The sequence below is a fragment of the Marinobacter sediminum genome, from assembly GCF_023657445.1.
Classification (GTDB): domain Bacteria; phylum Pseudomonadota; class Gammaproteobacteria; order Pseudomonadales; family Oleiphilaceae; genus Marinobacter; species Marinobacter sediminum_A.
This window is the reverse complement of record NZ_JAGTWY010000001.1, coordinates 812,609-824,946: the sequence shown is the minus strand read 5'-3', so window position 1 is coordinate 824,946 and position 12,338 is coordinate 812,609. Positions and strand designations below refer to the sequence as shown.

The window sequence follows — 12,338 nt, the reverse complement described above, 5'->3', positions numbered from 1 at the left end:
ACCCGGCTTTTCGAAAATCAGGCTACTTTTTCGCCAAAACGTAACTTTGCCGGGGTAGTGCCCTTGTGTTTTTTCAGGGCATTTGTCAGTGCACTCTGGGATGAAAAGCCGGTGCGATAGCTGACTTCAGAAATAGAAAGAGATGTGGCAAGGAGGAGTTGAGCCGCCTGATCCAGGCGAGTCTGAAGGAGAAACTGGTGAGGTGTTACCCCCGTAATGTCGCGGAAAAGATCATGGAACCGGCTGACACTCAAACAGGCTACGCCCGCCAGGTCCTGAACCGTGATCTTCCGATGCAGGTTTTCCATGATATAGCGGCGGATAGTATCCGGACTCACGCTATGGCGGTTGGTGATGATCTTTCGACTGTCATTCAGTCGTTCAGCCATACAATGCAGAATACTGGCCGCAAGGTGACGCTTCATACCCTCATTTTTTGGCGCCCGGTCAAATTCTGCAGCTGCGAACTGGACAAGCCCCTGCAGGCTGTTATCCATATCCAGAGTTCGTGGCCGCTCAAATAGGGGGGCCAGACGTTCGTACTCTCCATGCTCCGGGGTATTGATGGCGGGGGTGTAAGGATCGAGGTTGATCACCAGAACGTGATTCTGATTATCGCCACGATAATCATGACGGGCCTCAGTAGGCACCAGGCAGGCCTTCCAGGTATCCAGATGAGAGCCGGTTCCATCGACACTCAAATCCGCTTCACCCTGAACACCGACCACAATCTGATGATGCTCATGACGATGCTGGTGAGATGCAATTGGAAGTTTCAGTAGTCGTGCATCCAACATAGACGCAGCCAGGACCTTTAACTGAGAATGTTACTCAATTAAACCAGATCCGAATGGAACTTGCACATAAGTTCGCTGATCCGGTCGCTTACGTCCTCCAACGGGGCCGCTGCGTCCACGATATTGTAACGCGTGGGTGCAGCCACCGCCCGAGCCAGATAGGTGTCGCGTATTCGTTGGAAAAAAGACACCGCTTCCTGTTCAAAACGGTCCAGTTCTCCCCTATGCCTTGCCCGGGTCATACCGGTTTCGACCGGGGCGTCCAGCAACACCACGTGATCGGGGCGCACCTCGCCCTGCACCAGATTCTCCAATAACGCGATCCGATCTTCGGGAACACCACGACCGCCACCCTGGTAGGCAAAGGTAGCATCAGTGAAACGATCACATAGCACCCACTGTCCCTGCTCAAGCGCCGGGAGAATGCGCGTGTGCAGATGTTGCGCCCGGGCTGCGAACATCAGCAGCAATTCGGTCGTATCGTTGACCGGCTCATCACGGGGCGCCAGCAACAGTTCCCGGATGGCTTCCGCCATCGGAGTCCCACCCGGCTCCCGGGTTACAATGAAATCCACACCCAGCGTTTCAAGCGTTTTCGCTGCATTGGCAAGCTGAGTGGACTTGCCGACGCCTTCAGTACCTTCAAAGGTAATAAACTGGCCACGCCGGCTCATCAGGAATCCCCGTTGCTGTTGCTGGCGCCATTCTCGGGTGCCGGCGATGACCGGTAATCGTCCCGCCGGTTGAGCTGGAACTCGCGCACCGCTTTCTGGTGCTCCGCCAGAGTACGGGAGAACTTATGTGTCCCGTCACCGCGAGCAACGAAGTAGAGCGCATTACCCTCATCAGGGTGCAGCGATGCGTGAATGGCCTCACGGCCAGGCAAGGCAATCGGCGTTGGCGGAAGACCGTCAATCCGATAGGTGTTGTAAGCTGTATAGGCGCGTAGATCGCGGCTGCCAATTCGCCCCTTATACTTGTCACCCATGCCGTAAATGACCGTTGGGTCCGTCTGCAATCTCATCCCTTTCTGCAAACGGCGGACAAACACGCCTGCCACCTGTCCACGTTCGTGGGGCGCACCCGTTTCCCGCTCCACGATTGAGGCCATTATCAGTGCTTCATAGGAAGAATCGTAGGGTAGCCCTTCCTCTCGAGCAGCCCATTCCTCCTCCAGGACAGTGTTCATTTTTTCGAAGGCCCGCTTGAGGAGGTCCAGATCCGACTCACTGCTGATGAAAAGGTAGGTGTCCGGGAAAAACCGGCCTTCGGGGTGTTCACCCTCCGCACCCATGGCTGTCATGATCTCCGCATCGGTCCAGTCAGTCGTGACCTTCTCAATACGATCCGTCTTTGCAAGCGCAGCCCGCATATCGCCAAAGGTCCAGCCTTCGATAAACTGCACTGACCAGTGTTTGGTATCACCCGATACCATCGCGCTGATCATATCCGAGGGTGTCATTCCATTGGTAAATTCGTATTCGCCGGCCTTGATTCGAGCCTGTTCCGGATAGATGCGACCATGGATGCGCAGCCAGAGACTGTGATCAACCAGCCCCTGACGTTCAAGCTTCCTGGCGACCTGGCTGAAGGCTGTTCCGCCGGGCACGTTGAAAAGCACCGGTTCGTCCAGAACGACCGGAGTTTCCAGAGTCTGCAGTCCCTGCCAGATCCAAAGACCAGTCCCGGCAGCAACCAGCACCACAGCACTTACACAGGCAATCAGTAACTTCTTGAGCAAACGAATTATTCCAGTGTTTCGAGAAGATTGCAGATTGTCGCAAGTCCGCCATCCACAGGCAAATCGTGGCCAGCCAAACTGCGAACCGAAACAACGCCGAGCACGCTGTTCAATAAATAAAGGCCGAGGCACTCTGCCCCGATCAGGTCTTCCGGCATCAGGGGGCGCTCAGACACCTGCTCGCCGCGGTCCCGAAGGCGCTCCAGCACCCACTCCCGCATAATTCCGGCGACTGCCAAAGAGCTCCTGGGCGGAGTTACCCAGCCATCTTTAGTCTTAAGCAGCAGATTCGTTCGTGTTCCCTCAAGCAGATGTCCTTCGCTGTTGGACATAATTACCTCGAACAGGGAATCATCCAGCTCTCGGGCGGCCATGACCTGCTCGAGGCGATTCAGGGACTTGATGCCCGCGAACAGGGGGTTAACCGTAATGGGAACCCGTGAGAAATCTGCAGCAACACCGGACGGATAGTCCATTGGTGGCAATGCCCCGCTGGAAACCAGCAGGTTTGGCTTCATCCCGGAATCCGGGCGGTAGCCACGCCCCCCTGCTCCGCGGGTGACTGTCAGCTTGAGAACCCAGTCGCCACCATCAAAGCTGCCGGCAAACCGAGCTGAAGCCTCTGAACAGATGGCACGCAGATCCCCACGGGATAACGCAATGCCAAGGCGACCTGCATCCCGCACCAACCGTTCGAGGTGGCGGGACAGGAGCACCCCGCAGCCACCTTCCATCCGGATCGTTTCAAACAGACCGTCACCGTAAGCAAGCCCCCTGTCATTGGCAGGAAGACCGCCTTCATCTGCCCAGAACAGATTGACCATGGCGCAGATCAGCCCTCGTAGCGACCGAAAATCAAAGTGCCATTGGTACCACCAAAGCCAAAGGAATTGGACAGGGCAACACGCACATCTGCCTTCCGGCTTTCGTTGGCCACGAAATCGAGATCACAGCCTTCGTCCGGATTATTCAGGTTGATCGTCGGCGGCAGAACGCCATCACGAATTGCCAGAACCGAGAATATCCCTTCAACGGCTCCAGCAGCACCAAGCAGGTGACCTGTCATGGATTTGGTGCTGCTCATGGCCAGATTTTCAGCATGGCTGCCAAAGACGCTTTTTGCAGCAGACACCTCGGCAATATCCCCGACCTGAGTAGACGTCCCGTGAGCGTTGATGTAATCAATCTCGTCGGGGTTCAGGCCGGCATCACGGATCGCATTCTTCATGGAACGCGCCGCACCCTCACCACTCTCGGGGGGAGCCGTTATGTGATGGGCATCATCACTCATGCCAAAGCCAAGAACCTCACCGTAAATGGTAGCGCCGCGCTTCTTTGCGTGCTCGAGGTCTTCAAGCACCATCACTCCGGCACCGTCACTCAAGACAAACCCGTCGCGATCCCTGTCCCAGGGTCGGCTGGCCTTTTCAGGCTCATCATTGCGGGTCGACAATGCACGGGCAGCAGAGAATGCAGCCATACCGGTACGCGTAGTTGCCATTTCAGAACCGCCGGCCAGCATAACGTCCGCATCGCCATAGGCGATGGTACGGGCAGCATAACCAATATTGTGTGTTCCCGTGGTGCAGGCCGTAACAATGGCAATGTTGGGACCACGATACCCGAATCGGATAGCGGCATTACCGGAGATCATATTGATAACGGAAGCCGGCACGAAAAAGGGTGAGACCTTGCGCGGGCCGGACTTGTCCATGGTAAGGACGCTCTTCTCAATATACTCCAGGCCACCGATCCCTGAACCTATTGCAATACCAACACGATCCCTGTCCAGAGCCTGGTACGCTTCCAACCCACTGTCGTCTACCGCCTGCTGTGCAGCGATCAGACCATAGTGAATAAACGCATCCAGTTTTCTGGCCTCTTTGGTGGACAACCAGGGAGCAAGATCCAGATCCCGGATGGAACCGCCGATTCGGGTATTGTACTCGGAGGCATCAAAGCGCTCGATCATGCCGATACCGCTTCGCCCTGCCTGAATGCCGTCCCAGGAAGCCTGTACATTGTTCCCCAGAGGAGAAAGCATGCCCATGCCTGTGATGACAACCCGTCGTTTACTCATAAATCCATTCACCTGATCTTTTCCGCGTGATTACGACCACCGATTGAACCTGATTCTCAGCCAATAAAAAAGCCGCCCTTCGTTTAGATGCAAGGACGGCTTTTTGCCTGGCTTTTAAAAATGCAGAGTATCAGGTATGGGCGACGATATAGTCGATCGCGTCCTGAACACTTGCCAGCTTTTCAGCCTCTTCATCAGGAATTTCAGTTTCAAATTCCTCTTCAAGTGCCATGACCAGCTCAACGGTGTCCAGTGAGTCAGCGCCAAGATCCTCTACAAAAGAAGACGTGTTCTGAACTTCGGACTCTTTAACGCCCAACTGTTCACAAACGATCTTCTTAACGCGCTCTTCAACTGTACTCATAATTTCCTCACTTTGTGTATCAACCAAGCAACTCAAGTGCTGCCAGTTTAGATTAAACCCTACCTTCTAACAAGCAGGGATTCGGTCAAACATGTTGTGCGACAAGGAGTTGCATATGTGCAACTACCGGCCGCTTATCCCATGTACATTGCGCCGTTCACGTGGATGGTTTCACCACTCACATAGCCGGCTGCATCTGACGCCAGGAAGGCAACCACCGCTGCCACTTCTTCCGGCTCACCCAGACGACCCGCGGGTATGATTTCCAGCATAGCCTCACGCTGCTTGTCGTCCAGTTTTTTTGTCATATCTGTATCAATAAACCCGGGCGCGACGCAGTTCGCCGTGATCCCGCGGTTCGACATTTCCTTGGCCAGACTACGCGTAAAGCCCTCTACACCGGCTTTCGCAGCGCAGTAGTTACCCTGCCCGGGATTACCCATGCCGGCAACCACGGAGCTGATGTTAATAATGCGGCCCCATCTGGCCTTCGCCATGCCGCGCAGGACGGCCTTGCTGGTGCGGTAGACGCTGGAAAGATTCGTCTCAAGAACCGATGTCCAGTCATCGTCTTTCAAGCGCATCAGCAGGTTGTCTCGGGTAATACCGGCATTGTTGACCAGTACCAGCGGCGCGCCAGATTTCTCTGTCAACGCCTTCAGACCAGCTTCAATGCTCTCAGGATCCGCCACATTCATGACCATGCCGTATCCTTTGAGGCCGGCAGATTTAAGGTCATTGGAAATGGATTCAGCGCCTTCAGCACTGGTGGCTGTGCCCACCACTTCAGCACCTTGCTCTGCCAACGCGCGGGCGATGGCCTTGCCAATACCACGAGTGGCACCAGTTACCAGTGCAGTTTTACCTTCAAGAGACATGAATAACTTCCTTTCGTTATGACTGGCGGAAAGCGTCCAGCGCTTTCGCCAGAGAATCCGGATCTTCAATACCCTGAACAGCCAGACCCCGGTCAATTCGCTTGATCAGACCTGCCAGCACCTTACCGGCGCCGCATTCAACAGCTACTTCAACACCATTGTTAACAAGGGTTCGCACAGAATCCGTCCAAAGTACCGGTGAATACAGCTGCTTGAGCAAGTTGGCCTTCAGTGTATCGGAGTCAGTCTCGGCCGCAGCGTTAACATTTTGTATGACCGGGATGACAGCATCATTAAAGCGCCTATCTTCAAGGGCTTCTGCCAACTCATCAGCCGCACCCTTCATCAAGGCACAGTGCGACGGAACACTGACCGGCAGAGGCATAGCCTTGCGGGCACCCTTTTCCTTGCATGCCTCAATGGCGCGTTCAACGGCTGCAGCCGAGCCGGCAATAACGACCTGTCCAGGGGCATTGAAGTTTACCGCCGACACGACATCGCCTTGCGCTGCACTCTCGCAAGCGGCCACCACATCGTCGTCCCCAAGACCAATAATGGCCGCCATTTTGCCTTCGCCAGCCGGCACGGCATCCTGCATCAGTTCACCGCGCAGACGAACCAGTTTGACGGCTTCGACAAAATCCAGGCTTTCCGCCGCAACCAGGGCGCTGTATTCGCCCAGACTGTGCCCGGCGACAAAATCGGGGGAGGCCCCGCCCGCCACCAACCACTGGCGCCACAAAGCCACACTGGCAGTCAGCAACGCAGGCTGGGTAACCATGGTTTGATTAAGTTCTTCTGCCGGGCCTTTCTGGCACAAATGCCACAGGTCGTATCCGAGCACATTGGAGGCCTCGGCAAAGGTTCTGTTGATAATGGGCCAGGCATCAGCAGCTGACGCGAGCATGCCGACTGACTGAGATCCTTGACCGGGAAAAATAAAGGCTGATTTCATAGTGAGAATCTTACCGTCATTGAAGGGTTTCCGGAGATTAGCCAATAGTACAAGTTCGGTTAATTATCCGCGAATACATGACAGAAAAGGGACAGACTTTAGTATCAGGCGCCTAAAGCATCAGGTCGTCGAGGCGCTCATTAATGCGCCGGGGCACTTCCAGATCCACTTCCCGAACTGCCTGACGAATAGCCGCAAGCATGGCACGTTCATTGGCATTACCGTGACTTTTAATGACCACCCCCTGGAGCCCCAGCAAACTGGCGCCATTGTGCCGGGAAGGGTCCATCAGCTGCAAAAGCCGACCTATAATTGGCCTTGCCAGCAAACCGACGAACCGGCCGTATAAGTTGCGGGAAAACGCCTGCTCCATCAGTTCGATAAGCAGACCGGCAACGCCCTCACCGGTTTTCAGGGCAATGTTGCCCACAAAACCGTCGCACACCACCACATCCGCCACATCACGGAACAGATCACTACCCTCAACGTAGCCGATGTAATTGATTGTGTCACACTGGGCCAGCATGTGAGATGCCAGTCGAACCTGCTCGTTACCCTTGATCTCTTCCTCGCCGACGTTCAGCAAAGCCACTCGTGGTTCTGACTGGCGCGAGATGGCCGATGCCATCAGGGATCCCATCAGGGCATACTGGTAAAGGTTTTCTGCGGTAGAGTCGACATTGGCGCCGAGGTCCAGCACGTGGCATCGACCCCGGAGAGAGGGTATCAGCTTGGATATGGCCGGACGCTCAATCCCCGGATACATGCGGATAATAGTACGCCCAAAGGCCATCAATGCACCGGTATTGCCGGCACTGACACACCCCTGAGCCTCACCATCCCGGACCAGACCGAGCGCGACCGCCATCGAAGAGTTCTTCTTGTGACGCAAGGCGTGGGAGGGCCGCTCATTCATGCGCACCACATCCGCCGCCTCAACGATTCGGATTCTGGCATGCCCTTCACGCAACAAAGCCTCAAGCTCGCTCCGGATTCCCACCAGAACGATGCTCAAGGCTTCGTTTTCTCGCACCGCCTCCAGTGCCGCGGAAACTACAACAGTAGCCCCACGGTCACCGCTCATGGCATCAATCGCGATGGCTACGGGTTTCACCGTTCCTCCATCCGGCATTGGGCGGCGCCTGATCGCAACGAGATTACTCGTCGCTTGCTTCGATTACCTGCTTACCACGGTAGAAGCCGTCCGGAGAGACGTGGTGGCGACGATGAACTTCACCGGTAGTCGCGTCAGTGGACAGAGCGGCAGCGCTCAGAGCGTCGTGTGAACGGCGCATGCCACGCTTGGAACGGGTCTTGCGGTTTTTCTGTACAGCCATGATTATGCTCCTGACCTGTTTACGTAAATAAACGTGTGTTCGTTATAATGCGCCAGCTCCCGATCAGAGCCCGCACCTGCTTAATGCTTCGTCTTCTTGAGATCCGCCAGCACGCTGAAAGGATTCTCTTTTCGTGGCTCGTCCGGCTGTGCCGGCGAACCATTTGGCTCATAGGCTTCCAGGTCTTCCCCCGCCGGACACTCGTCCCGGTCGTGAAGCGGAAACGGCGGCAGCACCAACAACAGCTCATCTTCTACCATTAACCAGAGATCCGCACTGAAGTCATTCGTCAGGAACGGTTCGAGATCCTTTGGCAGCTGTTGCGCCTGCTCGTCGCTGGTCACCAGCCCCAGAGTGAACCGGGAAACCAGTGCCGTCTGCATAGATCCCAGGCAGCGCTGACACTCCAGGTTCACCGGAGCCTCCAGCTCACCCGAGACAATGCGGCGACGCTCAGCATCCATATAAAAGGACAGCTTTACGCTGCACGCAGCACCCTCTTCAATACCTAAAACCGCTTCCCGGAAACGAGCCAACGCACTGAGGGGAATCTCTCCCTCCAGCGTGCTGTTCTGTTCCGCCAACCGGTAGGGATCGACAGATTTGGGCAACTCGGCGTGTGACGCTTTTGACATAGGCGCGCAATTTTAGGGGCGCGGCCCTCTGGTGTCAAAGACTTCGTTGCCTTTTGGCCAGGGGTTTCGATGAAGATAGGTGTATTCTACGATAACCAGCCATTCGCGCCACCGAAAAACACCGCAAGGATCTCACGAATGACAGCACCCCCACTGCTATTGGCCTCATCGTCTCCCTACCGCCGGGAACTCATGAAGCGACTGGCCTTGCCGTTTGAAAGCGCAAGCCCGGACATCGACGAGACTCCAGGGCCCGGTGAAACGGCAGACCAGCTTGCCAGGCGCCTGGCAGAAAGCAAGGCGCGGGCCCTGACCACACAATATCCGGGGCACTGGATTATAGGATCCGACCAGGTTGCCAGCCTGCCAGATGGAACCCTGCTCAATAAACCAGGCAACCACGAACAGGCGGTTGGGCAACTGAGCCAGAGCAGCGGCCATACCGTACTTTTTCTGACAGGTCTGACCCTGCTCGATGCTCGCTCAGGAAACATCCAGAACCATTGCGAGCCATTCTCCGTGCACTTCAGAGACCTGAGCTCTGCCGAGATCGAAGCCTACCTGCGCAAAGAGCAGCCTTACGATTGCGCCGGTAGCTTCCGCATGGAGGGTCTGGGCATCACCCTGTTCAGCCGAATGGACGGCCGGGACCCGAACAGCCTGATCGGCCTCCCCCTGATCGCACTCAACGACATGTTGAGAAACTGGGGACGAAACCCGCTGCTTGAGCCCTGACCCTCAGGAAGAGCCCGCTTACCGAAGCTCCAGCCGGGACTCCAGCATCTGGCTGGCAAATCCTTCACCAAAGGCCATGCCGAGCTGGTCAACAATGTCCTGCAAAGGCGACTTATGCCGACTGTAGTCCACCAGCTTTTCCTGACCCACAATCTGGCGAGCCACCCAGGAAGAACTACCAAGGCCATCAATCAGCCCAAGCTCCACAGCCTGCTCGCCACTCCAGACCAGACCACTGAACAGGCGCTCATCATCGGCCAGCCGATCACCGCGACCTGCTTTTACCGCTTCAATGAATTGCTTGTGGGTGTTTTCAAGAACCCCCTGCCAGAACGCAACCTCTTCCCCCTGCTCCGGTGAAAACGGATCCAGAAACGCCTTATTCTCGCCGGCGGTATAAAGACGACGCTCCACCCCCACCTTTTCCATGACCCCAGTGAACCCGAAGCCACCGGCCACGACACCAATCGAGCCAACCAGACTTGCGCGATTGGCATAGATTTCGTCGGCTGCCGAGGCAATGTAGTAGGCGCCGGAGGCCCCGATATCCGAGATCACCCCGTAAACCTTCTTGTCGGGATACTCCTCCCGCAGACGATGGATTTCATCGTAGATATACCCCGACTGGACCGGACTGCCGCCGGGACTGTTGATCCGCAAGACAACGGCAACTGCGTTTTCCTCTTTAAATGCCGAACGCAACGCACCCACAATATTATCGGCGCTCGCCAACTCATCGGCCGCAATCGGACCATCAACTTCAACGAGCGCTGTGTGCTTGCCGGTGGCTGAATCAATCGTGTCACCGAGAGGAAAATTGAGCATAAACAGAATGGCAATCAGGTAGCCGAAGGTCAGAAGCTTGAAAAAGATACCCCAACGACGGCTTCGCCGTTGCTCAGACTGCAGCGACATGACCAGCTTTTCAATCAACTTCCAGTCGCGGCCGCTCTCCGGTGGCATATTAGGTCCCTTCCGGCCGGCCCGGACTTTACCGCCTTCTTCCGGCGCCACTGGTTTATCACCCCACTCGTGGGTCTTATCGGAATCCCAGTCAGTCATGCACACTTCCTGTCAGCAACATTCGTTTGGATTTTATTCAGAGCCCCAGCACCCGACGGAGATCGGCCACTGTGTCGACAATGGCATGAGGTGAATAGCCCGCCAGCACATCGCGCTTGTGCACACCCCACTCAACCCCGATTGCCGGCATTCCCATTCGCTGGGCCATATCGAGGTCATACCTCGTATCGCCAATCATAACGGCTTCAGACGGGTCGACACCGTAAAAACGGACAATCTCCTCAAGCATGGCAGGATCCGGCTTGGAACGGGTCTCATCGGCACACCGGGTTATATCAAACTGATCACCAAGACCACTTGAAACCAGTGCCACATCCAGCCCCCGCCGGCTCTTGCCGGTAGCCACTGAACAGCCTCGTCCGGAACCACGGATGTCCGAGACAACATCCGCCATGCCGTCAAAAACATTCTGGGGGGTGGTGACCTTGCTGAAAAAGTATCGGCCATACCCTTCACGGATTTCATTCATCTCGTCCCGACTGATACCCGGGTACAGCTTTTCCAGAGCCTCAACCATCCCCAGACCGATAATATCCCGGTACGCTTCCCGCTCCAGCTGCGGATAGCCGAGCTCGGTGGCAGCCTGGTGCAGACTTTCAGCGATGTGATCAACGGAATCCACCAGCGTCCCGTCCCAATCAAAAATAACAACCTTGACCTTCATCTATTGATTCCTGTTACGCGCTTCCAGTTTTCTGAGCACGTCGTTGAATGCATCGTCGTAGGGCGCCTCCAGGCGCATGGCCTCGCCGGTTGCGGGCAAGGAGAATTCGAGAGCCCGGGCATGCAGCATAAGCCGCTGACCGCCGATGGCTCGAAAGGCCTTCAGGCTTACATCATCCATATACTTGTCATCGCCGGCAATCGGATGACCTTCCCAGGCACTGTGTACGCGTATTTGATGGGTTCTGCCCGTAACAGGCGATGCCTCCACCAGGCTATATCCGCCATAACGCGTCAGACAGCGGAACAGAGTCAGCGAGGGCTTACCCGTTTCATCAACCTTCACCCGACGCTCACCATTGGGCATCTCGTAGCGCAGGAGCGGCACATCCACCCGGGCCACCGCATCAGACCAATGACCCGCCACCAGAGCATGATAGTGCTTCCGGATTCGTTTCTGACGCAGTTCATCCTGCAGGAAACGAAGCGCAGACCGTTTTTTGGCCACCATGATCAGGCCTGAGGTATCGCGATCAAGTCGATGTACCAACTCCAGAAAGCGGGCATCTGGCCGAGCCGAGCGCAGCACCTCAATCAGCCCGAAACTGAGCCCACTGCCACCATGGACGGCAATACCCGAAGGTTTGTTGACCACCAGCATCTGATCATTCTCAAAAACGACAGCGGCTTCCATCACTCCCTTAACACGACTGCCCGGCTCCACCTGAGCCGGCTTCTCCTTGCGCGTGACCGGCGGGATTCGGACCTGGTCACCGGCCTTGAGCCGGGTATCGGGCTTGACCCGCCCTTTGTTAACGCGCACCTCGCCTTTACGGACAACGCGGTAAATGATGCTCTTGGGGACTCCACGAAGCTGCGCCAGGAGAAAATTGTCGACCCGCTGCCCCTCATTATCCTCATCGACAGTGACCCACTGGACCCCTTGTCGCACTTCGTTCCGACCGACAGACTGAGCCCGCGGCCCGGCCTTCTGAGCGGGAGGCGAGGCCGCTTTCGCCGGGCGATTTCCGGCGGATTTTCTTGTCGCGGACTTGCGGGACATGGGATTC

The 12,338-nt window shown here is 56.2% G+C and carries 15 protein-coding genes; 1 reads left to right on the top strand and 14 read right to left on the bottom strand.

Annotated features, from left to right (window positions below; genetic code table 11):
* Positions 1–17: 17 nt before the first annotated feature.
* The 11 genes from KFJ24_RS04015 to KFJ24_RS03965 form a co-directional block, all read right to left on the bottom strand.
* Positions 18–797 carry a helix-turn-helix transcriptional regulator gene (locus tag KFJ24_RS04015; RefSeq protein ID WP_250829794.1) on the bottom strand — a complete coding sequence of 260 codons (780 nt, stop codon included), beginning with the start codon at positions 795–797 and terminating at the stop codon, positions 18–20.
* A gap of 38 nt (positions 798–835) precedes the next feature.
* Positions 836–1,471, bottom strand: a complete 636-nt coding sequence (tmk, locus tag KFJ24_RS04010) for a dTMP kinase (protein ID WP_250829793.1) — start codon at positions 1,469–1,471, stop codon at positions 836–838.
* Positions 1,471–2,538, bottom strand: a complete 1,068-nt coding sequence (mltG, locus tag KFJ24_RS04005) for an endolytic transglycosylase MltG (protein ID WP_250829792.1) — start codon at positions 2,536–2,538, stop codon at positions 1,471–1,473. The genes tmk and mltG overlap by 1 nt, the downstream gene beginning before the upstream one ends.
* 5 nt (positions 2,539–2,543) lie before the next feature.
* On the bottom strand, positions 2,544–3,362 hold the full coding sequence (locus tag KFJ24_RS04000) for an aminotransferase class IV (protein WP_250829791.1): 819 nt from the start codon (positions 3,360–3,362) through the stop codon (positions 2,544–2,546).
* A gap of 8 nt (positions 3,363–3,370) precedes the next feature.
* Positions 3,371–4,618: a beta-ketoacyl-ACP synthase II gene (gene fabF, locus KFJ24_RS03995; RefSeq protein ID WP_250829790.1), complete on the bottom strand. Its 1,248-nt coding sequence runs from the start codon at positions 4,616–4,618 to the stop codon at positions 3,371–3,373.
* Between the two features lie 130 nt (positions 4,619–4,748).
* Positions 4,749–4,982 (bottom strand): acyl carrier protein, encoded by a 234-nt coding sequence (gene acpP / locus KFJ24_RS03990; protein ID WP_007154069.1) that lies wholly within the window; start codon positions 4,980–4,982, stop codon positions 4,749–4,751.
* A gap of 134 nt (positions 4,983–5,116) precedes the next feature.
* Positions 5,117–5,860: a 3-oxoacyl-ACP reductase FabG gene (fabG, locus tag KFJ24_RS03985; protein WP_250829789.1), complete on the bottom strand. Its 744-nt coding sequence runs from the start codon at positions 5,858–5,860 to the stop codon at positions 5,117–5,119.
* 16 nt (positions 5,861–5,876) lie between these two features.
* Positions 5,877–6,815 carry an ACP S-malonyltransferase gene (gene fabD, locus KFJ24_RS03980; protein ID WP_250829788.1) on the bottom strand — a complete coding sequence of 313 codons (939 nt, stop codon included), beginning with the start codon at positions 6,813–6,815 and terminating at the stop codon, positions 5,877–5,879.
* 112 nt (positions 6,816–6,927) lie between these two features.
* On the bottom strand, positions 6,928–7,929 hold the full coding sequence (gene plsX / locus KFJ24_RS03975) for a phosphate acyltransferase PlsX (protein ID WP_434967998.1): 1,002 nt from the start codon (positions 7,927–7,929) through the stop codon (positions 6,928–6,930).
* Positions 7,930–7,972: 43 nt separating this feature from the next.
* On the bottom strand, positions 7,973–8,152 hold the full coding sequence (rpmF, locus tag KFJ24_RS03970) for a 50S ribosomal protein L32 (RefSeq protein WP_250829786.1): 180 nt from the start codon (positions 8,150–8,152) through the stop codon (positions 7,973–7,975).
* Between the two features lie 80 nt (positions 8,153–8,232).
* Positions 8,233–8,787, bottom strand: coding sequence for a YceD family protein (locus KFJ24_RS03965; RefSeq protein ID WP_250829785.1), 555 nt, complete (start codon positions 8,785–8,787; stop codon positions 8,233–8,235).
* A gap of 138 nt (positions 8,788–8,925) precedes the next feature.
* On the opposite strand from KFJ24_RS03965, the gene KFJ24_RS03960 reads away from it, so the two are divergent.
* Entirely contained in the window at positions 8,926–9,522 is a 597-nt protein-coding gene (locus tag KFJ24_RS03960; protein WP_250829784.1) for a Maf family protein, read from the top strand.
* A gap of 18 nt (positions 9,523–9,540) precedes the next feature.
* Here the strand turns inward: KFJ24_RS03960 and KFJ24_RS03955 are convergent, their stop codons facing one another.
* The 3 genes from KFJ24_RS03955 to rluC are packed head-to-tail and all read right to left on the bottom strand — an operon-like array spanning position 9,541 to position 12,331.
* Positions 9,541–10,584 carry a S49 family peptidase gene (locus KFJ24_RS03955; RefSeq protein ID WP_250829783.1) on the bottom strand — a complete coding sequence of 348 codons (1,044 nt, stop codon included), beginning with the start codon at positions 10,582–10,584 and terminating at the stop codon, positions 9,541–9,543.
* Between the two features lie 37 nt (positions 10,585–10,621).
* Positions 10,622–11,269, bottom strand: a complete 648-nt coding sequence (locus KFJ24_RS03950) for an HAD family hydrolase (RefSeq protein WP_250829782.1) — start codon at positions 11,267–11,269, stop codon at positions 10,622–10,624.
* On the bottom strand, positions 11,270–12,331 hold the full coding sequence (gene rluC, locus KFJ24_RS03945; protein WP_250829781.1) for a 23S rRNA pseudouridine(955/2504/2580) synthase RluC: 1,062 nt from the start codon (positions 12,329–12,331) through the stop codon (positions 11,270–11,272).
* Between the last annotated feature and the right edge of the window lie 7 nt (positions 12,332–12,338).